The organism is Streptosporangium sp. NPDC048047, assembly GCF_040653115.1.
In the GTDB taxonomy this organism is placed as follows: domain Bacteria; phylum Actinomycetota; class Actinomycetes; order Streptosporangiales; family Streptosporangiaceae; genus Streptosporangium.
In genome coordinates, this window is the sequence record NZ_JBEZNH010000011.1 from 38,604 (window position 1) to 60,425 (window position 21,822).

At 74.3% G+C, this 21,822-nt stretch carries 24 protein-coding genes and 2 pseudogenes; 18 read left to right on the top strand and 8 right to left on the bottom strand.

Translation table 11 applies throughout. From position 1 onward, the window contains the following. Positions 1-19: 19 nt before the first annotated feature. On the top strand, positions 20-352 hold the full coding sequence (locus tag AB0D67_RS12375; protein ID WP_362933332.1) for a hypothetical protein: 333 nt from the start codon (positions 20-22) through the stop codon (positions 350-352). Positions 353-357: 5 nt separating this feature from the next. Further along, a pseudogene (locus tag AB0D67_RS12380) lies at positions 358-847 on the top strand (transposase); the annotation flags it as partial. A gap of 2,644 nt (positions 848-3,491) precedes the next feature. On the opposite strand, the gene AB0D67_RS12385 reads toward AB0D67_RS12380, so the two are convergent. Both AB0D67_RS12385 and AB0D67_RS12390 read right to left on the bottom strand, forming a co-directional pair. Then, positions 3,492-4,439: a tetratricopeptide repeat protein gene (locus tag AB0D67_RS12385; RefSeq protein WP_362932926.1), complete on the bottom strand. Its 948-nt coding sequence runs from the start codon at positions 4,437-4,439 to the stop codon at positions 3,492-3,494. Next, on the bottom strand, positions 4,426-4,560 hold the full coding sequence (locus tag AB0D67_RS12390) for a hypothetical protein (protein ID WP_362932929.1): 135 nt from the start codon (positions 4,558-4,560) through the stop codon (positions 4,426-4,428). Before AB0D67_RS12390 ends, AB0D67_RS12385 begins: the two co-directional genes overlap by 14 nt. Before the next feature lie 210 nt (positions 4,561-4,770). On the opposite strand from AB0D67_RS12390, the gene AB0D67_RS12395 reads away from it, so the two are divergent. From AB0D67_RS12395 to AB0D67_RS12410, 4 genes are all read left to right on the top strand, one after another. Continuing rightward, positions 4,771-5,307 carry an NUDIX hydrolase family protein gene (locus AB0D67_RS12395; RefSeq protein ID WP_362932932.1) on the top strand — a complete coding sequence of 179 codons (537 nt, stop codon included), beginning with the start codon at positions 4,771-4,773 and terminating at the stop codon, positions 5,305-5,307. Between the two features lie 81 nt (positions 5,308-5,388). Beyond that, a complete protein-coding gene (locus AB0D67_RS12400) occupies positions 5,389-5,772 on the top strand; it encodes a metalloregulator ArsR/SmtB family transcription factor (RefSeq protein WP_362932935.1) in 384 nt (127 codons plus the stop codon). A 55-nt stretch (positions 5,773-5,827) separates the two neighbouring features. Beyond that, the gene (locus AB0D67_RS12405) at positions 5,828-6,301 is read left to right on the top strand and encodes an SRPBCC domain-containing protein (RefSeq protein ID WP_362932938.1); all 474 of its coding nucleotides are present in this window, start codon (positions 5,828-5,830) and stop codon (positions 6,299-6,301) included. 191 nt (positions 6,302-6,492) lie between these two features. Beyond that, complete coding sequence (locus AB0D67_RS12410; RefSeq protein ID WP_362932941.1) at positions 6,493-7,083, top strand: TIGR03086 family metal-binding protein; 591 nt, start codon at positions 6,493-6,495, stop codon at positions 7,081-7,083. Between the two features lie 108 nt (positions 7,084-7,191). Here AB0D67_RS12410 and AB0D67_RS12415 read toward each other — a convergent pair whose 3' ends face one another. Further along, positions 7,192-7,557: a VOC family protein gene (locus tag AB0D67_RS12415; RefSeq protein ID WP_362932944.1), complete on the bottom strand. Its 366-nt coding sequence runs from the start codon at positions 7,555-7,557 to the stop codon at positions 7,192-7,194. 96 nt (positions 7,558-7,653) lie between these two features. On the opposite strand from AB0D67_RS12415, the gene AB0D67_RS12420 reads away from it, so the two are divergent. Continuing rightward, positions 7,654-8,103: a MarR family transcriptional regulator gene (locus AB0D67_RS12420; RefSeq protein ID WP_362932947.1), complete on the top strand. Its 450-nt coding sequence runs from the start codon at positions 7,654-7,656 to the stop codon at positions 8,101-8,103. Between the two features lie 108 nt (positions 8,104-8,211). On the opposite strand, the gene AB0D67_RS12425 is transcribed toward AB0D67_RS12420, so the two are convergent. The 3 genes from AB0D67_RS12425 to AB0D67_RS12435 form a co-directional block, all read right to left on the bottom strand. Further along, positions 8,212-9,171 carry a nitronate monooxygenase gene (locus AB0D67_RS12425; RefSeq protein WP_362932950.1) on the bottom strand — a complete coding sequence of 320 codons (960 nt, stop codon included), beginning with the start codon at positions 9,169-9,171 and terminating at the stop codon, positions 8,212-8,214. A gap of 123 nt (positions 9,172-9,294) precedes the next feature. Continuing rightward, complete coding sequence (locus tag AB0D67_RS12430) at positions 9,295-9,438, bottom strand: hypothetical protein (RefSeq protein ID WP_362933356.1); 144 nt, start codon at positions 9,436-9,438, stop codon at positions 9,295-9,297. 26 nt (positions 9,439-9,464) lie between these two features. Continuing rightward, a complete protein-coding gene (locus tag AB0D67_RS12435; RefSeq protein WP_362932953.1) occupies positions 9,465-9,728 on the bottom strand; it encodes a pentapeptide repeat-containing protein in 264 nt (87 codons plus the stop codon). 131 nt (positions 9,729-9,859) lie between these two features. On the opposite strand from AB0D67_RS12435, the gene AB0D67_RS12440 reads away from it, so the two are divergent. The 10 genes from AB0D67_RS12440 (at position 9,860) to AB0D67_RS12485 (ending at position 19,798) form a co-directional block, all read left to right on the top strand. Next, positions 9,860-10,315: a YchJ family protein gene (locus AB0D67_RS12440; protein WP_362932956.1), complete on the top strand. Its 456-nt coding sequence runs from the start codon at positions 9,860-9,862 to the stop codon at positions 10,313-10,315. 113 nt (positions 10,316-10,428) lie between these two features. Then, on the top strand, positions 10,429-11,244 hold the full coding sequence (locus tag AB0D67_RS12445; RefSeq protein WP_362932959.1) for an NAD(P)-dependent oxidoreductase: 816 nt from the start codon (positions 10,429-10,431) through the stop codon (positions 11,242-11,244). 256 nt (positions 11,245-11,500) lie between these two features. Continuing rightward, the gene (locus tag AB0D67_RS12450; RefSeq protein ID WP_362932961.1) at positions 11,501-12,847 is read left to right on the top strand and encodes a lanthionine synthetase LanC family protein; all 1,347 of its coding nucleotides are present in this window, start codon (positions 11,501-11,503) and stop codon (positions 12,845-12,847) included. Positions 12,848-13,348: 501 nt separating this feature from the next. After that, positions 13,349-14,374 carry an ABC transporter substrate-binding protein gene (locus AB0D67_RS12455; protein ID WP_362932964.1) on the top strand — a complete coding sequence of 342 codons (1,026 nt, stop codon included), beginning with the start codon at positions 13,349-13,351 and terminating at the stop codon, positions 14,372-14,374. Between the two features lie 143 nt (positions 14,375-14,517). Continuing rightward, positions 14,518-15,309, top strand: coding sequence for an ABC transporter ATP-binding protein (locus AB0D67_RS12460; protein WP_362933335.1), 792 nt, complete (start codon positions 14,518-14,520; stop codon positions 15,307-15,309). Continuing rightward, positions 15,302-16,270 carry an ABC transporter permease gene (locus AB0D67_RS12465; RefSeq protein ID WP_362932967.1) on the top strand — a complete coding sequence of 323 codons (969 nt, stop codon included), beginning with the start codon at positions 15,302-15,304 and terminating at the stop codon, positions 16,268-16,270. The genes AB0D67_RS12460 and AB0D67_RS12465 overlap by 8 nt, the downstream gene beginning before the upstream one ends. After that, positions 16,270-17,664 carry an LLM class flavin-dependent oxidoreductase gene (locus AB0D67_RS12470; RefSeq protein ID WP_362932970.1) on the top strand — a complete coding sequence of 465 codons (1,395 nt, stop codon included), beginning with the start codon at positions 16,270-16,272 and terminating at the stop codon, positions 17,662-17,664. The genes AB0D67_RS12465 and AB0D67_RS12470 overlap by 1 nt, the downstream gene beginning before the upstream one ends. Beyond that, positions 17,661-18,185 (top strand): NAD(P)H-dependent oxidoreductase, encoded by a 525-nt coding sequence (locus tag AB0D67_RS12475; protein ID WP_362932973.1) that lies wholly within the window; start codon positions 17,661-17,663, stop codon positions 18,183-18,185. The genes AB0D67_RS12470 and AB0D67_RS12475 overlap by 4 nt, the downstream gene beginning before the upstream one ends. Before the next feature lie 164 nt (positions 18,186-18,349). Continuing rightward, positions 18,350-18,829: a flavin reductase family protein gene (locus tag AB0D67_RS12480; protein ID WP_362932976.1), complete on the top strand. Its 480-nt coding sequence runs from the start codon at positions 18,350-18,352 to the stop codon at positions 18,827-18,829. A 351-nt stretch (positions 18,830-19,180) separates the two neighbouring features. Further along, a complete protein-coding gene (locus tag AB0D67_RS12485) occupies positions 19,181-19,798 on the top strand; it encodes an amino acid transporter (RefSeq protein WP_362932979.1) in 618 nt (205 codons plus the stop codon). Positions 19,799-19,862: 64 nt separating this feature from the next. Here AB0D67_RS12485 and AB0D67_RS12490 read toward each other — a convergent pair whose 3' ends face one another. Together AB0D67_RS12490 and AB0D67_RS12495 are read right to left on the bottom strand one after the other, a co-directional pair. Continuing rightward, on the bottom strand, positions 19,863-20,870 hold the full coding sequence (locus tag AB0D67_RS12490; RefSeq protein WP_362933338.1) for a sporulation protein: 1,008 nt from the start codon (positions 20,868-20,870) through the stop codon (positions 19,863-19,865). Positions 20,871-21,001: 131 nt separating this feature from the next. After that, positions 21,002-21,607: a TetR/AcrR family transcriptional regulator gene (locus AB0D67_RS12495; protein WP_362932982.1), complete on the bottom strand. Its 606-nt coding sequence runs from the start codon at positions 21,605-21,607 to the stop codon at positions 21,002-21,004. Here AB0D67_RS12495 and AB0D67_RS12500 point away from each other — a divergent pair. Then, positions 21,597-21,782 (top strand): annotated as a pseudogene (locus AB0D67_RS12500) (SDR family oxidoreductase); the annotation flags it as partial. The gene AB0D67_RS12495 and the pseudogene AB0D67_RS12500 overlap by 11 nt on opposite strands. Positions 21,783-21,822 lie beyond the last annotated feature (40 nt).

Here is a 21,822-nt window from a genome sequence, read left to right on the forward strand (position 1 = left end):
GGCCGGGCGGCGGCTCGGCCTGGTCGCTGCGGAGTCCGTCTTCTACCTCGAGCGGCCGCGCCGCCTGAACGGGCTGCCGCTCTCGCTCGACCTGACCTACCTCGTCCGCGACGTCGGCGATCCCCCGTTCGACGCGAACCTGGAGCGCAACGTTGTCTTCCTGCTGCTGGAACGCGTCGCCGGGCAGCTGCTCGGTCCACCAGGTGGAGGCCACCACGGCGGCAAGGGCCGACCTCCCGCGCTCCATGATGGTGTGTTCGCCGAGATGGTATGTGGCGTCGGTGTGGTCGCCGATATGTTCACGGATCGCTCTGATTCCCCTGCGTTCGGTCATGGTCGGGTGGCACGATGATGACCGTGCGGCTTCGTTACCGGTACCGGCTCTATCCGGACGCCGCCCAGCGTGAAGCGCTGGCGCGGGCGTTTGGGTGTGCCCGGGTGGGTGTTCAACGACGGGCTGCGCGCCCGGCAGGACGCCCACAGGGCCGGCCTGCCGTATGTCTCCGACGGGGAGTTGTCCCAGCGGGTCATCACCGAGGCGAAGCAGACGCCCGAGCGCGCCTGGCTAGGCGAGGTGTCGGCCGTGGTGCTTCAGCAGGCCCTGGCCGACCTGAATGCCGCCTACCGCAACTTCTTCGCTTCCATCACCGGTAAGCGCAAAGGGCCGAAGGTCGCCGCTCCCCGGTTCCGGTCGAAGAAGGACAATCGGCAGGCGATCCGCTTCACCCGCAACGCCCGGTTCACTGTCACGGCGGGCGGGAGACTGCACCTGCCGAAGATCGGGGAGGCGCCGGTGCGGTGGTCGCGGTCCCTGCCATCGGAGCCGTCGTCGGTGACGGTGATCAAGGGACGCGCGCCGCGACTTCGCTCACAAGCTCTCCGCGAACATCATCCGCGACAACCAAGCGGTGTACGTGGAGAACCTATCGTCACAGACGAGCAGCTCACCGCCATGCTGGTGGACGTCCCGCGCCGCGTCCTGTCCCCGGGGGCCCGGACTCCCCAGGCTCCCCGGCCGCACCGTGAGCCGTCCGGCGGCGGGCGGATCCTTCCCGCCGCGCTTCGCCTGATCCTCGGGAAGGATGGCGGGATGTCGCATATCAGGATTCCGGCGGCCGGCATGGCGTCCGGCGCCGCGCAGACGGTCGACGAGACGACCCTGGTGCGCGCCTGCCGGGAGGGGCGGGCCGTACGGGCGCGGAACGGCGGGAGGCTCGTCGTCGAGGCCCGGCTGGTGCGCGAGCTGTGCCGGCGGGGACGCGAGGAGATCGACCCGCGAGGGCTGACCGTCGAGGACGCCAGGATCACCGGAGACCTCGACCTGACGGGGATGGAGGTCCCCTTCCCGCTGCGCTTCACCGGCTGCGTTTTCGACCGGCCCGTCGACCTGGGCGGCGCCGACCTGCACCTGCTGGCACTCGACGGCTGCGCGGTGCCCGGCCTGCGGGCCAACGGGCTGAGAGTCCGCCGTGACCTGGACCTGTCCAGATCACGCGTCACCGGCGATCTGCGGACCACGGCCAGCACCTCCCGCAGCGCGGCCGTATGGCTGTGCGAGTCGGAGATCGGCGGGCGCCTGCTCTGCCTCGACACGGTCATCGAGTCCTCGGACCGGGCGATCCAGGCCGACCGGATGCGGGTCGGCGGGACGGTCCGGCTGCTGCACGGATTCGAGGCGCGCGGCGGACTGCGGCTGCTGGGAGTGCAGGTGGCGGGGTCGCTGGACCTGACCGGCGCCCGGCTGACCCGCCCGGACCGGGGACTGGCGCTGGACCTGGGGGACGCGCAGATCGGCGGCAGCGTCTTCCTCATCGACGACCAGACCGGTCGCCGTCCGCTGGTCCGCGGCTGCGTCAACCTCGGCAACGCCCGGATCTCCGGGCGGCTCCTGATCCGCCACGCCACCTTCGAGCCCGCCGAGATGGTCAGGGGCGCCGGGTACGCCGGCGGGCGCGACGGGGGAGACGCGATCAGCGCCCCGGGGCTCTTCGTCGGCGGCGAACTGAGCGTCGAGGGCGAGTGCCGGATCGGCGGCGGCGTGGACCTCGCGATGGGCTCCTTCGGCGCCGTCGGGATCCACCGGGGAAGCTCGTTCACCGTCGGCGGCGGGCGCGCCCTCGACCTGACCAACGCCGAACTGCGCTCCGGCCTGCTCATCCAGGCGGGGACGGCGGTCGAGGGCACGCTGCGGCTGGCCGGGGCGCACATCAGGGGCGATCTGGTCGTCAGGGACACCCGGTGGAGCCGGCCGGAGAGGGACACGCTCATCGCCGCCCAGGGCGTCACCATCGACGGCGTGGCCGACCTGCGCGGCGTCGAGACCGACGGCGGCAGGGCGGGGTTCCGCTCCGCGACCCTCGGCGGCGTCCTGGATGTCCAGGGCGCGCGCCTGCGCAATCCGGGCGGCGAGGCGCTCGCGCTGCAACAGGCGCTGGTCCGCGGTCCGGTGCTGCTCGGCGGCGGGTTCGCCGCCGAGGGCAGGGTGACGCTGAACCGGTGCGCGGTGGAGGGCCGGCTCGACTGCGACGGCGGCACGTTCGCCGGAGGGCTGGACGCGGTCTCGGTCACGGCGCGCAGCGGCATGCGGCTGCGCTGGGCCGAGATCCCGCCGAGAGTGGACCTGACCGGCGCGTCCACCACGGTGCTCGCGGACGACCCGGCCCGGTGGCCGCGGGATTCGGCGATCTCGGGTTTCGTCTACGACCGGTTCGACGGCGGGTGGGACTGGCGGGCCCGCCGCGACTGGCTGCGCGCGGTCGTCCCCTTCGACGCCGGTCCCTACGAGCAGGCGGCCAGGGTGTTCCGTCAGCACGGACGCCCGGTGGAGGCCGAGAACCTGCTCATCGAGCAGCGGAGGCAGGCCAGGAAGACGCCCCCGCCGGGCGGCCCCTCGCCGAGCCGGTGGATCAGGAACACCCGTGACACGCTCTACGGCCTCACCGTCGGCTACGGCTACCGTCCGGGCCGGGTGCTGTGGATGCTGGGCGCCCTGCTCGCCCTGGTGGGCGTCATGATGATGAGTCCCGTCGTCCAGCAGACCCTCCGGGCCACCGACCCGCGCGGGAACGTCTACGCGGTGGACGGCCGGCTGGTCACCGTGGACGACGTGTCGGCGGCCGGGGACGGCACCGCGACCGCCGCGCCGCGCGGAGCCCGTCCCGGGCCGTGCGGGGACGGGCAGGTGCGCTGCTTCGACCCGCTGTTCTACACCGTCGACACCGTCATCCCGCTCGTCTCCCTGGGCCAGCGCGCGACGTGGTATCCGGAGACGCGCAGCGCGGCGGGGCGGTGGGTCTCGGCGTCGCTGAACGTGGCCGGCCTGCTGGGCTGGCTGCTGTCGACGGTGGTGGTGCTCTCCTTCGCCCGGCTCGCCCGCCCGGCCTGAGGCCGCCGCCGGCGCTCCGCCCAGTCCGGCCGGGAACCGCCGGGAACCGCCGCCGGTCCTCCGTGCCTTCGCCCGCCCGATCCGGGATCACCGCCCACGTCCTTCCTCACCCCCGTACGGACGCCGCCAGGCGCAGCACCTCCGGGTGGTCGGGGCCGAGGGCGAGGCGCTTGACGCGCAGGGCGTCCCGCCGCCGCCGCGCCGCCTCGCCGGCGCGGCCCCGGAGGGCGTCCAGGCGCGCCAGGTTCACCTGGCACACCGCCACCTCGTAGTGGTCGCCGCCCAGGTGCTCGCGAAGGATGCCCTCGGCCCGGCGCAGCGCGTCCTCCGCCTCGTCGAGGTCGCCCCGCTCGGTCAGCAGCGCGCCCAGCACGGTGAGGTCGGCGGCGACCTGGACGTGCCGGGGACCCAGCACCGCCCGCCTGATGCCGATCGCCGCCCGGATATGCCGTTCCCCGTCGTCGTCGCGCCGGGCGTGGGCGAGCCCGGCGAGGTTGTGCAGCGCGTCGGCCCGCGCCAGCGGGTCACCGCCGTACCGCTCCAGCAGGGTCAGCGCCTCCCGGTAGAGGACCTCCGCCTCGCCGTACCGTCCGGTCTCCTTGCACAACACCCCCAGGGCCAGGCGCACCGCCACGAGCCGTCGCCGTCCGGTTCCGCCGGCCGCGCGGGCCGGTTCCTCCGCGCGGCGCAGGTACGCCTCGGCCCGGTCGTACCGTGCCAGCCTGCGCTCGACGTCGCCCAGCAGGACCAGCGCGTCGGCGAGCGGTCCGTCGCGTCCCGGACCCGGCGGCGCGGCGGACAGCGGACCCGCCGCCCGCAGGACGCACTCGCGCGCCGGCCGATGGCGGTGGAGCCCGTGCCACAGCGAGGCGAGCTCCACCATGAGCGCCGGGTGCGCGGCGGGATCCACCCGGCGCGCGACCTCCTCCGCGCGCCGCGCCCACCGCTCGCCCTCGGCGTACCAGCCGCGTCGCAGGCAGTAGGCCCCCCGGAGGACGCGCCGCCGGACCACACGGGCCCGGCGGCGGCCCAGGAGACCGTCAGTCCTCGGCAAGGGACGGCTCGCAGTGGTTGGCGATGCGGATGCCGGCCTCCACGACATCGCTCGTCATGACCGCCAGGAACGGTACGGCCAGCACCGCGGCCGCCATCCGGATACCTCTGATCACTCGCATGGCTGCTCCTCGTCGTCGGGGATGTTCCTCCTCACGGTGGCCGCGGGGACTTGTGACCCGGTTGGAAACGGCTGCCCGTCCGACGCCGGTGCTCCCCGGGGACCGGCGGCTTTCACGGTCCCCGGCCTCCGGTGGCCCGGTGACACGGGAGGCGGGAGGAGCCAGGGGAGCCGCCGTGCCCCGCGGCCTGCGGCGACGTACGATCGACCAATGACCGAAATGACCGAAACAACGCCCGGTTGGCTTTCCCGCGAGGAGCTGGAGCTGACGCGCGAGCGGATGCCCATCCTCTACGTCGACGCCGTGCCCGTGCGCGTCGACGACACCGGGGTGGTCACGCACGTCGGCCTGCTGCTGCGCATCGGATCGGACGGGACGGTCAGCCGCGCCCTGGTCTCCGGGCGGGTCCTCCACCACGAGCGGGTCCGTGACGCGCTGCTGCGCCACCTGGAGAAGGACCTCGGCCCGGTGGCGCTGCCCCGCGTCCCGCCCTCGCCGCAGCCCTTCACCATCGCCGAGTACTTCCCGACCGAGGGCGTCACGCCCTACCACGACCCCCGCCAGCACGCGGTCTCGCTGGCCTACATCGTGCCGGTCGCCGGGGACTGCCGTCCCCGCCAGGACGCCCTCGACCTGGTCTGGTTCACCCCCGAGGAGGCGGCGTCGCCGATGGTGCAGCAGGAGATGACGGGCGGCCAGGGCGTCCTGCTGAAGCAGGCGCTGGCGCACGTCGGCTGCCTCACCTGACATCCCGGCGGCGCGGGCCGGGCGCGGCGGGCGGGAGGGAGCGACTTGATAGGTAGGAGATTTCCTACCTATAGTGGGCGCGTGACCGACACACGCGCCGGGTCCGCCCGGCCAGGCGGCGGCGTGCCGTCGAAAACCGCGGACATGGCCGGGGACCGGGTCTTCGCGGCGCTGGCCAGCCCGGTGCGCCGGGAGGTGCTGCGACTGCTGCGCGAGGAGGGGCCCCAGCCCGTCCAGCGGATCGCCGGCCACTTCGACATGGCCCGCCCCAGCCTCTCCGAGCACCTGAGGGTGCTGCGGGACGCCGGGCTGGTCAGCGAGCGCAAGGCGGGCAGGCAGCGGCTCTACCGGCTGGAGGCGGTCCCGCTGCACGAGGTGCGCGAGTGGCTGGACCCGTTCGAGCGGTTCTGGCGCGAGAGGCTCACCGGGCTGCGCGACCTGCTCGACGACATGGACGAACCCTGACCGTTCCCGGCCGTCCCGCCGCCCGGGGGCGGCGGGCTCCCCACCGGAGGCACCGATGACCGGCGACGACCCGACCGTTCTCCACCTCGACCAGTTCCTGCCGCACCCTCCGGCCAAGGTGTGGCGGGCGCTGACCGAACCGGAGCTGATCGCCAGGTGGCTGATGCCCGGCGACTTCCGGCTGGAGGTCGGGCACCGCTACACCATGCGCGGCGTCGCGATGCCCGGAACCGGGTTCTCCGGCGTCGTCCAGGCCGAGGTGCTGACCTTCACCCCCGGGCGGATGCTCCGCCTCGGCTGGCGCGACGCCGCCCCCGGAGGCGGAGCCGGCGTCGACTGGACGGTCACCTGGACCCTGGAGCCGGAGGGCACCGGCACCCGGCTGTTCCTGACGCACGAGGGCTTCGACCCGGACGACCCCTCCAGCGGCGGGCCCACGCGATCATGGGCGGCGGCTGGCGGTCCCGCGTCGTGCCCGCCCTGGCGGAGGTCCTGGACCGCCTCCCCTTCCCGGACCCTTCCCGGGTGAGGTGAAGAGTCCCCCGGATGACCGGGGCGCCGACCTCGCGGCGGGACGGCCGGAGCCAGGACTCCCGGCTACGGGCGGCTGGAACCCGAACCTCCCGATCCCGGACGGCCGGAGCACGAATTTCCCCGCTCCGGCCGTCCGGGGCACGAACCTCCCCGCCCCGGACGACCGGGGCGTACGAAAGGATGACGATGTCTGACATCGCGGAGAGATACGGCCGGCTCGCGGACGGCTTCCTGGCCCGGATCGAGGCGACGCCCGGCGACCGATGGGACGCCGTCAGCCCCTGCCAGGGCTGGACGGCCCGTGACGTCGTCGCGCACGTCGTCAACGGACACCGCGGGATCATCGCGGCGGTGCGCGGCACGCGCCCGGAACCGGCGCACGGCGTGGGCGTCTCGGGCATGGCGGGTGCCCCGGAGGTGGCTCCGGGCGCGGACCTGGCCGCCGCCTTCGCGGAGTGCCGGGCGGGCGTGCTCGCCGTACTCGCCGATCCGGACCTGGCCGCCGCGGGCTTCCGCGCCCCCATCGGCTCCGTCACCGTGGCGGAGGCGGTCGACACGATCGGCGCGCTGGAACTGCTCGTGCACACCTGGGACCTGGCCCGCGCCGTCGGCGGGGACGAGACCCTGGACGCCGAGGCCGTCGTGCGGACCTACGAGGCCCTGCGTCCCCACTACGCCGCGCTGCAGGCCACCGGCGCGTTCTCCCCGGCGGTCGACCCTCCGGCCGGCGCCGGCCCGCAGACGAGGTTCCTCTGCTTCGCCGGCCGCCGGCCCTGACGGCGGACGCTCTCTCGGCCGCCGCGCCCGGCGAAGGGCGTTCCTCCGGCCCTCGTTCCCGGCGGCGGAGCACTTCCCGGGGCAGGCGCCTGCGGGTCGCCGCCCACGTCAGCCGCCGTGCACGGTGAGGGCGTAGCCCTCGGGGCCGGTGAAGGTGAACATCCGGCCGAAGGGACCGTCCTGCGGCGGGACGAGGATGGGCACGCCCGCGGCGGCGAGGCGGTCGTGCACGGCCTGGGCGTCGGCGGCGAGCCACAGGGCGACGCCCAGGCCGGGCCGCCCGCCGTCGAGGTCGGTGCCGGGCAGGGGCTCGCGGACGGCGAAGGGGATCGGCCGGGTGTCGAACACGATGGCGCGCGGGGGTGCGGCGGGCGCGCGGACGAGGCCGAGGTGCTCCTCGAAGAAGGCGGCTGCGGTCTCGATGTCGCGGACCTGCAGGGCGAGGAAGTCGGGGCCGGTGACGGTGGCGCTCATGGGGTGCTCCCGGGGGTTTCGAACCGGAGTCCTTATGTCAGGACTTTGACATGACCGAAGGTACGCGCACCCTGTTGCCTATGTCAAAATATTGACATGAAAGAAGAGGCGCCGAATCAGACCGAGAAGGTCACGGACCATGTGGGATACCGGCTCAAGCGGGCCGCGGCGGCGTTGCGGTCCGCGATGGACCAGGTGCTGCGCGATCACGACCTGACCGTGCCGCAGTACGCGTGCCTGGAACTGCTGGACGAACGCCCGGGGATCTCCGGGGCCGAGCTGGCCCGGAGCACCTTCGTCACCCGCCAGTCCTCCAGCGTGGTGCTGCGCGGCCTGCAGGAGGCGGATTTGGTCACCCGGCCCGCGACCGCCGACCACGGCCGGGCCCTGCCGGTCCACCTCACCGATGAGGGACTGGCCCGCCTGGAGGCGGCGCGTGCCGCGGTCTACGCGGTCGAGCGGCGCATGATCCAGGCGGTCCCGCCCCGGCGCCTGGACGCCCTGCTGGCCGACCTCGACCGCATGGCCGCCGCCCTCGACGGCTGACCGGCCGCCCGTGAGCGGGCGGACCGGGTTCCGGGTGAATCCGTACGGTCTCGCCGCCCGGCAGGGCACGGCGCGCGTGCGGCGCGACGAGGGAGAGGCCGGACCCGGTCAGGTGGCGAAGCGGCGCAGGAGCCGTTCCGCCTCGGCGAACCCGGCGACCACCTCGGCGACGGTCCGCCGCCGGCGTACCATCCCCACCGCCTGGCCCGCGTAGACGTAGGCGGTGTCGTAGTCGCCGGACCGGCGGGCCGTCTCGAGTTCGGTGCGCGCCTTCTCGTCCGAGGCCAGTTCGTCCTCCCGGCCCGCCCACCGGTCGAAGAACGCGTTGCGCAACGCGCGCCCGCCGTACTCCGGCGGCCAGGCGAGCCGCTGGGCGACGTCGAAGACCCGGCCGTAGGCGGTGTCGGTCTCCCCGGCCGCCAGCACCCGTCCGGTGGCCGCCTCCGGGAGCGTCGTCTCGGCGCAGCCCATGAAAGCCGTGCCCACCCAGGCGCCCGCGGCGCCCGCGGCCAGCACGGCGGCCAGCCCGCGGGCGGTCGCGACACCGCCCGCGGCGATCACCGGTATCCGAACCTCATCCAGGACGCTCTGCAGCAGAGGCAGGGTCGCCACGTCGTCACGCCCGTGCCCGCCCGCTTCGGCGCCCCGCGCCACCACGGCGTCCACCCCGGCCCGTTCGGCGGCACGCGCCTCGCCGGTGGTGCCCGCCTGGGTGACCACGGTGATCCCGGCCCGCCGTAGCCGCTCGACGTGACCGGCGTATGGGCCGAAGCTCACCGAGACCAGGCTCGGCCGGGCGTCGAGGACGGCGTCGAGCTGCGCGGGGCCGCCCTCGACGCCGTCCAGCGCCCAGGCCATGAGCCCGATCCCGTACGGCCGTCCGTCCCCGCCCGCGATCGCGGCCTGCTCCGTGATCCACTCGGCCGTCGCGGTGGCGGAAACGCCGATCATGCCCAGCGCCCCGGCCGCCGACACGGCCGCGGCCAGGCGGCCCGCGCCCACACCGGCCATGGGCGCGCCCACTACGGGTACCTCGATTCCGAACCGCTCGGTCAGCCAGGTGCGCATCACCGCCGCCTCTCCGCCGTCCGCGCGTGCCGCGTCACCCACGCGCCGCGCGCCCGGCCGTCCGCCGTCTTCCGTCGTCCCGACGAGCATGCCACCCCCGTTTCCCGGAGGACGAGTGAGGGTTCAGTCCTCGATGGTGATGCTCATCGCGCCGGCCAGGGCGTGGACGAGCCCCTGGGCGTCCCGGCCGCCGACGGTCGCACCCGCGAAGGCGGTCACGCCGCCGATGCCCAGCAGCACGCAGTCGGTGAAGCGGGCGCCGTCCATCCGGGCGCCGGAGAACTGGGCCCTCGTCAGGTCGCAGCTCTCGAACCGGACCCCCGCAGGTCGGCGTTCTGGAAGGTGGCCTCCGGCATGACGCAGTCGCGGAAGACGACGTTCTCGAAGGACGAGAAGCGGAAGCCCGCCAGATCGGCACGGCAGCCGTCGAACGTCACCTCCCGGAAGACGCACCCGGTCCACGCCATGCCGGTCAGCCGGCTCGCCGACACCCGCGCCCGGTGCATCGACGACATCCCGGCCCGCAGGTTCGACAGGTCGCACCGCTCCAGCTCCACGTCGGTGAAACCGACCCGGCGGGCCCCGGCGGCCCCGGGACCGCCGGCGGATCGAGCCGGGGCGGGGTCCGGACGGTCGCGAGGAGGCCGTCACCGGCGCCGTCGCGCACGGTGGCGGGCACAATGGGGGCGTGTCCCGACGCAGCCCACGTTCTCCGCGCCCGTCCGCCGCCTCCGCCGGTCCCTGCCCGTGCGGGCTGCCCGCGCCATACCGCGACTGCTGCGGACGGCTGCACCGGGGGGAGGCCGCCGCGCCCACCGCGGAGGCGCTGATGCGCTCGCGGTACAGCGCCTTCGCCGTCGGCGACACGGCGTACCTCCTGCGCACCTGGCATCCGCGGACCCGCCCGCCGCGTCTCGACCTCGACCGCTCGCTGCGGTGGACCGGCCTGGAGGTCCTGGAGACGACCGGCGGCAGCGCGTTCCACACCGAGGGCACCGTGCGCTTCCGCGCCTGCTACGTGGAGCGCGGAGCCGAGGGGCGGCTGGAGGAGCACAGCCGTTTCGTCCGCGAGGAGGGCGCCTGGGTGTACGTCGGGGCGCTCCCGGACCCGCCCGCGGGTCCGGTGGGCGATCCGCGGCTTTAGCGGGGTTCACGACACCGGCCGCCGGACGGGTTCCGGGCCGCCGCGACGGGACGACCGGCCCGGCGGGCCGCGTGATCGGAAGATGTCGGCGGCCGCTGCCATAATCCCGATCCATGACAGTTGAGAGAGTCGTGCTCACCGGTGCCGCCGGCCGGGTCGGATCCGTGCTGCGCGAGCCGCTGCGGCGCCGGTTGCGCCGGCTGGTCTCGGTCGACCGGGAGCCGCTGACCGCCCAGGGGCCGGACGAGGAGATCCGCCGGGCCGACCTGGCCGACATCGAGGATGTGGCCTCGGTCATCGAGGGCGCCGACGCGGTCGTGCACCTGGCGGGGGTGCCGGACGAGGCGCCGCTCGCCGACCTCCTGGCCGGCAACGTCCTGGGTACCCACCACGTGCTGGAGGCGGCGCGCCGTACGGGGGTCGGGCGCGTGGTGCTGGCGAGCAGCAACCGGCTGACCGGCTGCTATCCGGCCGCGCAGCCGGTCTCCGCGTCGGCGCCGCCCCGCCCCGACGGGCTGTACGGCGTCAGCAAGGTCGCCGTGGAGGCGCTGGGCCGGCTGTACGCCGACAAGTTCGGCCTGTCGGTTGTGTGCCTGCGCATCGGCAGCCTCGAACCCGAGCCGAGCGAGCCGCGGCACCTGGCCACCTGGCTGAGCCCGCGCGACTGCGCCGGGTTCGTCTGGGCCGCGCTGACCCGGCCCGGCGTCACCTTCACCGCCGCGTACGCGGTCTCGGCCAACACCCGCCGGTACTGGGAGCTCGACGACGGGCTCGGCTACCGGCCCCTCGACGACGCCGAGGCGTACGCCGACCGGATCCCCGGGGTGGCGGAGTACTACGCCGCCGGCCCGCTCCAGGGCGGCGACTTCGCCACCGCCGAGTACACCCTCCGCCACGCCTTCGGCCGGCAGCCGGCCGAAGGGTCCTGAGGGCGGCCGCCGGGCCGGCCGGCCCGGGTCGCGGGCCAGCCGGCCCGGGGCGCACCGCCCGAGACGGCGCGGCGCCCGATGGAGGGCCGGGCGGCTGACGCCGGCCGTCCTCCGCCGTCCCGGCGGGGTTGTGAGGAGGGCCCGCCCCCGCTTTGGGAGCGCCGGCGACCAGGAAGTCGGGCAGGGGCATCGTCGTCCCTCGGTACGCCGTGGTGAATACCGGTCTTCCCTACCAATTTTGTGGGATAGTTTGACCATGGGCCTGGATCCGACACGCTCACAGAGCGCCCACGCCGAGACGCCCCTGACCGCCGCCATCATGGCCGGCCGCTGGATCCGATCGGCGGCCGTCGACGACGAACGGGGGCGGCACTGGCGGGCCAACCCCGACCCGCGCGGCAGGTCGGCGCTCTCCCCGGAGCCCGGCTCGCTCTACGCCGGGGCGGCCGGGATCGTGCTGTTCTTCCTCGAACTCGCCGCCGCCACCGGCCACGAGGCCTACCTGGACGACGCCCGGGCCGGGGCCCGCCACCTCGCCGCCACCTGGCGGGAGCAGCAGGACGTCTCCCTCTACCACGGCTTGGCCGGAACGGTGTTCGCGCTGGCGCAGGCGGGCTGGGTGCTCGGCGACGAGGAGTTCGAGGAGGCGGCCCTGGCCGCCGCCGGCCGGATCGTCCGCGCCGCGCGTCCCGTGCGCGGCGGCCTCGGCTGGTCGCGCGAGCCCGCCCAGCGGGGCGACGGCGGGGTGGTGCTGGGCCTGCTGCACGCCGCCGCCGTCCTCGGGGCTCCCGCCCTGGAGGAGCCGGCCGTCGAGGCGGGCGAGCGCATCGCCGGACAGCCGGTGCCCGGCCATCTCTTCGGCGACTGTCCCGGCCTGCCCGCCGACGCGGTCACCCCGGGCTTCCTGTCCGGTACGGCCGGCACCGCCTTCCTGCTCGCCCGGCTGTACGGCGTCACCGGCGACGTGCGGTTCCTGGAGGCCGCGCGGCGGGGGGCGGACTTCGTCCGCGCGGTCAGCGTCGTCAGCGGCGAGTGCGCGGTCGTCCCGCACCACCTGCCGGAGGGGCGCGGCCTGCACTACCTCGGGTTCTGCTCCGGCTCGGCCGGTGTGGCGAGGATGTTCTACGAGCTGTACCGGGTGACGGGCGAGGCGTCCGACCTGGAGTGGGTGGAGCGGCTGGCGCGCGGCGTCATGCGCAGCGGCGTGCCGTACCGGCGCACGGCCGGGTTCTGGAACTCGGCCTGCCAGTGCTGCGGCACCGCCGGCCTGCTGGAGCTGTTCGTCGGGCTGTGGTCCGAGACCGGGCGGGAGCCGTACCTGGAGTTCGCCCGCGGGCTCGCCGACGACCTGATCGGCCGCGCGGACGGCCACGACGGCCGGGGCCTGCGCTGGTACCAGGCGTACCGGCGGCTGCGGCCGGGAGAGGTGTCGGCCGACACCGGCTACATGGCGGGCGCGGCGGGCGTCGGCGCCGCGCTGCTGCACCTGGACGCCGCGCTGCAGGGCGGGACCCGGCGGCTCATCCTGCTGCCCGACAATCCGTTCCCGGCCATCCCCGCGCCGGCCGCGGTGCTGCGCCGCGAGGGCGGTCACGGCGGCTGAGGGGCCGTCACGGCCCCGGGTGAGGAGCGGTCGCGTCTCCGGGCGGGGAGCCATCACGGTCCCGGGCGGGAGCGGTCGCGTCTCCAGGTGGGGAGCGGTCGCGCCGGCCGGGTGAGGGCATCGGCCACGGGGCCTCCGGCGCGCGCGGGCGCGTCGTCATGGGCAGGTCCGCCCCTATTTCCTGTAATCTTAGTAGGAAAAGTTGACTTATTCGGCGGGGGATCGTAGGTTCGAGGACATGAGCCTGGGGCTTCACCTGACGCGCCGCTCGCACGTGGACTTCTGCCACGTCGCCAGCGCGCAGTGTCGTTGATCGCGGACCATCACCGTCGTTCCGACCGCACTCCCCGAGGGCGTACGGCCGGCCTGCCGCCGCATCCGAACCCTCGCGTCCCCGCGTGGCCGACGACGCCCACGCGTCCTTCCCCTCACTTCCCTCCGGCGCGCCCCGCCAGCGGCACGGCGCCGCACGAGCGCGCCCCTCCACGAGGAACCACCCCCGTGATCAGAACCAGACACGCCCTTCTGTCCCTCCTCCTCGTCGCCGCCCTCGCCGGCTGCGGCTCCGCCTCCGCCTCCGGCTCCTCCCAGCCGGGCGCGCCGGAGGTGACCGAGCTGCGCTACCAGGGCAGCGTCGGCGCCGTCACCTTCCCCGAACTGGCCGAGTCGCTCGGCTACCTCGGGCCGATCAAACTGAAGTGGATCGGCAACACCATCTCCGGCCCGCAGGACATCCAGGCCGCCGCCACCGGGCAGACCGACTTCGGCGGCGCGTTCAACGGCGCGATCGTCAAGCTCAAGGCCGCCAAGGCCCCGATCAAGGCCGTGATCGGCTACTACGGCAGCGACGCCGACAGCTACATCGGCTACTACGTCGCCGGCGACTCGCCGATCAAGGGCCCCCGCGACCTGATCGGCAAGAAGATCGGGGTCAACACCCTGGGCGCCCACCTGGAGGCCGTGCTCAAGGAGTACCTCAAGCGCGGTGGCCTGACCCCGCAGGAGATCGACAAGGTCGAGCTCGTCGTCGTGCCGCCCGTCAACACCGAGCAGGCGCTGCGCCAGGGCCAGATCGACGTGGCCGCGCTGTCCGGCATCCTGCGGGACAAGGCCCTGGAGCGCGGCGGCATCCGCCCCCTGTTCAAGGACATCGACCTGTTCGGCTCCTTCACCGCGGGCAGCGTCGTGCTGACCGAGCGGTTCATCCGGAGCAACCCGAACACCACCCGGAAGTTCGTGGAGGCGTTCGCCAAGGCCGTCAAGTGGACGCAGACCCACTCCCGCCAGGAGGTGATCGCCAGGTACCGGGAGATCATCGCCCGGCGGGGCCGTAACGAGGACCCCTCGACGGTCGGCTTCTGGAAGAGCGGCGGTGTGGCCGCCCGGGGCGGGACGATCGCCGACAAGGACTTCCAGACCTGGATCGACTGGCTGGGACGCGAAGGCGAGATCAGGCCCGGCCAGGTCAAGGCGTCCGACGTCTACACCAACGAGTTCAACCCCTTCGCGAACGGGAGGACCTCGTGAGCGCGCACCTCACCGACAGGGACACCGCGGAGGACATCTCCGCGGACGGCACCGCCGTACCGGCCGCCCCCGGCGCCGCCGCGGAGCGCACCGGGACGGAAGCCGGCGTGCGGCACGCCGGGACGGGGACGGCCGTACGGCCGGTGAAGATCGGGATCCGGGACGTCGGGAAGGTCTTCCGCACCCGCGGCTCGGACCGCCCGTTCACCGCGGTCACCGGGGCGGACCTGGACGTCCGCGAGGGGGAGTTCCTCACCCTCGTCGGCCCGAGCGGCTGCGGCAAGTCCACCCTGCTCGACCTGATCGCCGGACTGACCACGCCGACCAGCGGTGAGATCCTCATCGACGGCCGCGCCGTCGACGGTCCCGGCCTCGACCGGGGCATCGTCTTCCAGCAGTACGCGCTGCTCCCGTGGCGTACGGCCCTGACCAACATCGAGTTCGGGCTGGAGGCCAAGGCCGTCCCGCGGCGGGAACGGCGCGAGCGGGCCCGGCACTACCTGGACCTGGTCGGGCTGACCGGGTTCGAGCACCGCTACCCCCACGAGCTGTCGGGCGGCATGCGCCAGCGCGTCGCGATCGCGCGCAGCCTCGCCTTCGACCCCGACGTGCTGCTGATGGACGAGCCGTTCGCCGCACTGGACGCCCAGACCCGGGAGTCACTGCAGGAGGAGCTGCTGCGGGTGTGGGAGAAGACGCACAAGACGGTCGTGTTCATCACCCACGGAATCGACGAGGCCGTCTACCTGGGCCAGCGGGTCGCCGTCATGACCTCCCGCCCCGGCCGGATCAAGGAGATCGTCGACGTCCGGTTCGACTCACGCGAGGGCGACCTGCGCGCCGACCCGGTGTTCGGCGAGTACCGCCACCACGTCTGGAGCCTGCTGCGCAACGAGGTCGCGGCCGGCCGGGAACAGGAGCGGACCGTTGACTGACATCCTCGCCGCACCCGCGACCGGATCCGCACGGGGTGCCGCCCCGGCCCTGACGCCGTCCGCCACCCCTGTCGTGACCCCGGCCCCGAGCCCGGTGCCGCCCGCTGTCCCTGAGAACCCGGAGATCCCGAAGAACCCGGAGACGCCGGAGAGCCCGGCGGCCTCGCGGTCCACCCGGCTCGGCGGCCTGGCCCGGCTCGGCCGCCGCGTCAGGCCCGGCCGCCTCGTACGGCGGGCGCCGGCCGTGGTGCTGCTCGCCGCGATCTGGGAGCTGCTGCCCCGGACCGGGGCGGTGGACCCGGTGTTCGTGCCGCCGCTGTCGGAGGTGCTGCGCGCCTGGTACGACCTGCTGCTCGGCGGGCAGCTGCTGGAGCACTTCCAGGCGTCGCTGGTCCGCTCCCTCGCCGGGTTCGGCCTGGCCGTCGTGCTGGCCGTACCGCTCGGGCTGGCCATCGGCTGGTACCGGCCCGTCGCCGACTTCCTCAATCCGATCCTGGAGATCTTCCGCAACACCTCGGCGGTGGCCCTCCTGCCGGTGTTCATCCTGATCCTCGGCCTGGGGGAGCCGTCCAAGATCGTATTCGTGTTCTACGCCTGCTCCTGGCCCATCCTGCTCAACACCGTCAGCGGGGTCAGGACCGTGGAGCCGCTGCTGGTCAAGTCGGCCCGCTCCCTGGGGCTCGGCCCGCTCAGCCTCTTCCGGAAGGTCATCCTCCCGGCGGCCGTCCCCACCATCTTCACCGGCATCCGGCTGGCGGGCGCCTCCTCGATCCTCGTCCTGCTGTTCGCCGAGATGGTCGGGGCCAAGGCCGGCCTCGGCTACCTCGTACAGGACGCCCAGTTCAGTTTCCGCATCCCCGACATGTACGCCGGGATCATCACCATCTCCGCCCTCGGCCTGCTGTTCAACCTGCTCCTGCTCGGCGTGGAGCGGCGATTTTCCACCTGGAGGACCACCTGATGCCCATCCGGACGCTCCACCTCAACGCCTTCCTCATGGGCGTCGGCCACCACGAGGCGGCCTGGCGCCACCCGAGCACCGAACCCGCCCGCCTCACCGACGTCCGGCACTACCAGCAGCTCGCCAGGATCGCCGAGCGGGGCCGGCTCGACTCGGTCTTCCTCGCCGACGGCCTCGCCCTGCAGGGCGACGTCCGGCACAACGCGCTGGGCGGCCTGGAACCGCTGACCCTGCTGGCGGCGCTGGCCGCGGTCACCGACCACGTCGGCCTGATCGCGACGGTGTCCACCACCTACAACGAGCCGTTCCACGTGGCCCGCAAGTTCGCCTCGCTGGACCACATCAGCGGCGGCCGGGCCGGCTGGAACATCGTCACCTCCGCGGGTGAGGCCGAGGCGCGCAACTTCGGGATCGACCGCCCCGCCCACGCCGACCGCTACGCCCGGGCCACCGAGTTCCTCGACGTCGTCACCGGGCTGTGGGACAGCTGGGAGGACGACGCCGTCGTCGGCGACCGCCTCGGGGGCCTCTACGCCGACACCGGCCGGATCCACCCGCTCGACCACGAAGGACCCCACTTCCGGGTCCGCGGCCCGCTCAACACCTCCCGCCCGCCGCAGGGCCACCCGCTGCTGGTGCAGGCCGGCTCCTCCGAGGACGGCAAGGACTTCGCGGCCCGGTACGCCGAGGCGGTCTTCACCGCCCAGCAGACCCTCGCCGACGCCCAGGCGTTCTACACCGACATCAAGGGCCGCCTCGCCCGGTACGGCAGGGGCCCCGGCGACCTGCTGGTCCTCCCCGGCATCTCCCCGATCATCGGCTCCACCGAGCGGGAGGCGCGCCGGCTGGAACAGGAGCTGCAGGACCTCATCATCCCCGCGTACGGCCTGGCCCAGCTGTCCCACCTGGTGGGCATCGAGCTGACGGAGGACGCGCTGGACCGCCCCCTGCCGGACGTCTCCGCCGAGACGGAGGGGGCGCAGAGCCGCCGTCGGCTCGTCATCGACCTCGCCCGCCGGGAGAACCTGACCGTCCGGCGGCTCCTCGGCCGCCTCGCGGGCGGCCGGGGACACCGGGTCGTCGCCGGGACCCCCGAGCGGATCGCCGACGAGATCCAGCTCTGGTTCGAGAACGGCGCCGCCGACGGCTTCAACATCATGCCGCCGGTCCTGCCGTCCGGCCTGGAGGACTTCGTCGACCACGTCGTGCCGGAACTGCAGATCAGGGGCCTGTTCCGGCGGGAGTACGAGGGCCGCACTCTGCGCGACAACTACGACCTGCCCCGGCCGGCCTCCCGCCACGCGCGGCCCTCCGGGGCGGCCACGCCGGCCACGGTGGGCTCAGTGGGCTCAGCGGGCTCGGTGGAGCCGGTGGACGCGGTGGTGGCCTCGTGACCTCCATCGTGACGCTGGTCGGCAACCCCCGCGGAGGGTCCAGGACGCGGATCGCGGCGATCGCGGCGGCCGAGGCGGTCGGAGAGCGGATCGGGCGCGACGGCACCCACGAGGTCGTGGACCTGTCGGCGCTCGGGCCGCAGCTGCTCGCGCCCGGCCCGTCCGCGGGCGTGGAGGTGGCGCTGGAACTCGTCGGGGGCGCGGACGTGCTCGTGGTGGCCAGCCCCACCTACAAGGGCACCTACACCGGCCTGCTCAAGGCGTTCCTCGACCGGCTGCCCCCGGCCGCGCTGGCCGGGGGCGTGGCGCTGCCGGTGCTGGTCATGGGCGACCCCCGGCACGCCCTCGCCGTCGAGGTGCACCTGCGGCCCCTCCTGGTGGAGCTCGGCGCGCACGTCCCCACCCCGGGGCTGGCGCTCCTGGAGGCGGAGATCCCGGATCTCGGCGAGGTCCTCGCGCGCTGGGCCGGCAGGGTCGCCCCCCAAGTGGCGGCGGCGGTCAGGGAGGGAGCGGGAACATGACGGAGAGCTCGCGAAACCGGTCCGCGTCCCAGGGCGGGACCGCGACGAAGACCCCGCGGCGCCGGCCCGTGCCCGTTCCGGTGAGCGGGGATGTGCCGGAGCCATCCCGGATCGTGCCCGTTCCCGTCGGCGGAGGAGCGACGGAAACCCCGTGGGGCGGGCCCGTGGACCACGACACGTTCCGGCGGGCCCTCGCCGTACACGCCGCGGGGGTCGTCGTGATCACCGCGCAGAGCGGGGGCATCCCGGCCGGGCTGACCGCGACCTCGTTCTCCTCGGTCAGTCTGGAGCCGCCGCTGGTCTCCTTCTGCGTGGACCGGGGCTCGGCCACCTGGCCCCGGCTGCGGGCGGCGGACCACTTCGCGGTCAACATCCTCGCCGGCGACCAGGCGGCACTGGCCGCGCGGTTCGCCGGCAAGGGCGTCGACCGTTTCGCCGAACCCACCCGGTGGCGTCCCGGGCCGCTCGGGGCGCCGCTGCTGCAGGACGTCTCCGCCCACCTGGTCTGCCTGCCCCACCGGACGGTCGACGTGGGCGACCACATCCTCGTCGTCGGCCTGGTCGCCGAGGCGAGCGTGCACGACCGGGACCTGCCGCTGCTGTACCACCGGGGCCGGTTCGGGCGGTTCGTCGCCCACTCCTGACCCGGTACGGCGCCCCGGAGGGGAGGTCTCCCCCGTGAAGGTCTCCGGCGGCGCCGTCACCGGACGGCCGGGACGCCGCCCGCCGGACTGGGGCGGGCGGCGTCCCGTGGCCGTCATCCCGGGCCGGGGCCGGCCCGCCCCGGTGGATCCGGGTCCCGGCCCCGGCCGTCATCCGGGGCCGGGCCCGCTTCCACCGGCCCCGGTCCCGGCCTCGTTCCCCCGGCCCGGACGCCGGGCCCGGCCGGTCCGCCATCCGGGATCGGTCACCTCACCGATCGCCTCATGACCTTCGCGGTCGGCCGGCTCCCCGACCGCCTTCATCGCTCCGGGGTGATCGGGAAGGATGGCCGGATGACACACGTCGAGGACTCATGGGAGCCGGTGCCCCTGACGGAGGCCGTCCGGCTGTTCCGGGAATCGGCCGCGCCCTGGTGGGTCGGTGGAGGCTACGCCGTGGAACTGGCAGCCGGCCGGTCCTGGCGGGAGCACGCCGACGTCGACATCGGCCTGCTGCGCCGCGACCAGCACGCGATCCGTCGCGTGCTGTCCGGCTGGGACTGTCACGTCGCCGACCCGCCGGGCACCCTGCGGCCCTGGCCGGTCGGGGAGACCCTGCCGGTCGATGCACACGACGTATGGGTGCGCGAACACGCCGGAGGCCCTTGGCGCTTCCAGCTGATGCTGGACGAGTCCGACGGAGACGAATGGGTCTACCGCCGCGACGGACGCATCCGCCGTCCACTGGACTCCCTCACCGTCGCCGACGACGGTTTCCGCCGGCTGGCTCTGGATGTTCAGCTGCTCTACAAGGCCAGGGGGCGGCGGGCCAAGGACGAGGCGGACTTCGCCGAGGCGCTGCCCGCGTTGACCGCCGTGCAGCGGTGCTGGCTGAACGAGGCGCTGGCGATCGAGCACGGTGCCCACCCCTGGCGTGCCTGGCTGGACGACCGGAGCACACGGAACGGATGAGCGGGCGGGGCAACGGTGCCGGACCGGCCCCGGCCCCGGTCGTCAGCCGGGGCCGGGGCCCGGATCAGTCGTCGCCCCAGTCGCCGCCGCCGAAGTCACCGCCGTCGTCGTCGCCCTCGAAGGCGTCGCCGATCTCGTCGACGATCTCGGCCGCCACGAAACCGCCGACCAGCCCGGCCGCGCCCGCCGCGGCGACGGCCCCGAGGCCGGGCCCGCCGTGATGACCGTGGTGCCCGCCGTGGGCGTACGGGTCGTGATGGCCGCCGTGTGCGTAGGGGTCATGGTGCCCGGCGTGTCCGTGGGCGCCGCCGTGGCCGTGCTGGGACAGGGCGGCCAGCCAGCCGTTGATCTCGGAGGCCCAGTCACGGTGCGCGGCCTCGTCGTGGCCGACGCGCCAGCGGCCGAAGGAGTCGCCGCCCGAGCCGTGGAAGCCGCCGCGCCGGTCGGCCTCCAGGACGACGTCCATGCCGCCGGGACCGGAGACGAAGGTCAGCTCCACCTCGTTGACCAGGCCCGAGTAGGCGGGCGGCGGGTAGAACTCGATCTCCTGGTAGAACGGCAGCCGCTGGTCGGCGCCGTAGATGTGGCCCTGCTCCAGGTCGGCGCTCTTGAACTGGAAGCCGAGTCGGCCGAAGGCCCCCAGGACCGCCTCCTGGGAGGGCAGCGGCTCGATCTCGACCGGGTCCATGTCGCCCTTGTCGACCGCGCCGGCGACCGCCAGCTCGGTGCGCACGCCCATCGCCATGCCGTGCAGGCGCTGACCGTGGATCTCGGTGATCGGCGCCTCCCACGGGACGGGGAGCTCGAAGGGGATGACGCGGTCCTCGCCGGCGCGCAGCCGGAACGCCCCGGAGACCTCGGCGCGCAGGAACTCCATCAGCCCGACGTGCTCGCCCTCGCCGTGCTCGGCCTCCACCCGGGTGACCAGGCTCAGCGCGACGTACTGGATGTCGGTGTCGAAGTCACCGCCCTTGATCCGCACCTCGCCGCGCAGCGGCCCGCCCGGCCGTACGCGCGGCGTGGCCAGGACCGTGTCCACTGACGGACCCCCGACCCCCAGGGCCCCCAACATGCGCTTGAAGATCACGGCTTCCTCTCCCTGTGACGTCCTGCGTGGTGAACCGTACGCTGAAACGATCAACCGGGGAGCGCGGTTCCCGCCTTTCTCGCCGAGATTCCACCAGGAGGGCGGACGCGCGGCCGTCACGCCGGGCCGGGGCGGGTGATGCGTTCGAGCCAGCGCAGCAGGAGGGTGGTCTCGGCCGGTTCGAGGGCTTCGGTGCCGGAGAGGAGAAGCTGCGCGTGCAGGCGCAGCGCGGCGGTGCGCAGCGGGTCCGCGTCGTCCTGGACGCCCGTCTCGGCGAGCACGTGCGAGAAGACGGCGTCGCGCATGCGGTGTGACAGCGCGGGGTCGTCGAACAGGTCCGGCCTGGCGATGTGGTCGAGGGCGATCCCGACGGTGGCCGACAGGACCAGCTGGGCGGCGGTCCGCGGCCCGACCCGCAACGCGCCCGTCGCGGCGCACCGTACGAGCGTGGCCTCCGGCAGGTCGAAGACGCGGTCACGGGCGGTCGAGCGGGACCACGGCCGGGGGGTGAACATCAGCTGGTACAGCGCCGGGTTCTCCCTCGCGAACGCCATGTGGCCGTCCCAGCCGGCGAGCAGGTCGGCCACCGGGTCGTCCGTCCGCTCCTGGGCGGCCTTGAGCGCGGCGTACCGCTCGTACCCGTGGTCGGCGACGGCGTCGAGGAGTCCTCGCTTGTCACCGAACAGGCGGTAGAGCACGGGCTGGCTCACCCCGACCGCCACCGACCTGTTCCTCGACGGCAAGGACGAGGCCACGATCGAACGGCTCGCCAAGCAGCCCCCGCTGGAACGACTCGGCACCCCGGATGACATCGCCGAGGTCGTCGCCTTCCTGGCGAGCCCGGCCGGGCACTGGGTCAACGGGCAGGTCGTGCGCGCGAACGGCGGGATCGTCTGACGAGGTCCGGCCGCCGCCGTCCGGCGGGACGGCGGCGGCG

Bases quoted from the DNA above. Each gene is read 5' to 3' on its own strand.
- AB0D67_RS12390 (WP_362932929.1), bottom strand. From the start codon at position 4,560: ATGCGAGTGATCAGAGGTATCCGGATGGCGGCCGCGGTGCTGGCCGTA.
- AB0D67_RS12395 (WP_362932932.1), top strand. From the start codon at position 4,771: ATGACCGAAATGACCGAAACAACGCCCGGTTGGCTTTCCCGCGAGGAG.
- AB0D67_RS12405 (WP_362932938.1), top strand. From the start codon at position 5,828: ATGACCGGCGACGACCCGACCGTTCTCCACCTCGACCAGTTCCTGCCG.
- AB0D67_RS12410 (WP_362932941.1), top strand. From the start codon at position 6,493: ATGTCTGACATCGCGGAGAGATACGGCCGGCTCGCGGACGGCTTCCTG.
- AB0D67_RS12415 (WP_362932944.1), bottom strand. From the start codon at position 7,557: ATGAGCGCCACCGTCACCGGCCCCGACTTCCTCGCCCTGCAGGTCCGC.
- AB0D67_RS12420 (WP_362932947.1), top strand. From the start codon at position 7,654: ATGAAAGAAGAGGCGCCGAATCAGACCGAGAAGGTCACGGACCATGTG.
- AB0D67_RS12425 (WP_362932950.1), bottom strand. From the start codon at position 9,171: ATGCGCACCTGGCTGACCGAGCGGTTCGGAATCGAGGTACCCGTAGTG.
- AB0D67_RS12430 (WP_362933356.1), bottom strand. From the start codon at position 9,438: ATGGACGGCGCCCGCTTCACCGACTGCGTGCTGCTGGGCATCGGCGGC.
- AB0D67_RS12445 (WP_362932959.1), top strand. From the start codon at position 10,429: ATGACAGTTGAGAGAGTCGTGCTCACCGGTGCCGCCGGCCGGGTCGGA.
- AB0D67_RS12450 (WP_362932961.1), top strand. From the start codon at position 11,501: ATGGGCCTGGATCCGACACGCTCACAGAGCGCCCACGCCGAGACGCCC.
- AB0D67_RS12470 (WP_362932970.1), top strand. From the start codon at position 16,270: ATGCCCATCCGGACGCTCCACCTCAACGCCTTCCTCATGGGCGTCGGC.
- AB0D67_RS12485 (WP_362932979.1), top strand. From the start codon at position 19,181: ATGACACACGTCGAGGACTCATGGGAGCCGGTGCCCCTGACGGAGGCC.
- AB0D67_RS12490 (WP_362933338.1), bottom strand. From the start codon at position 20,870: ATGTTGGGGGCCCTGGGGGTCGGGGGTCCGTCAGTGGACACGGTCCTG.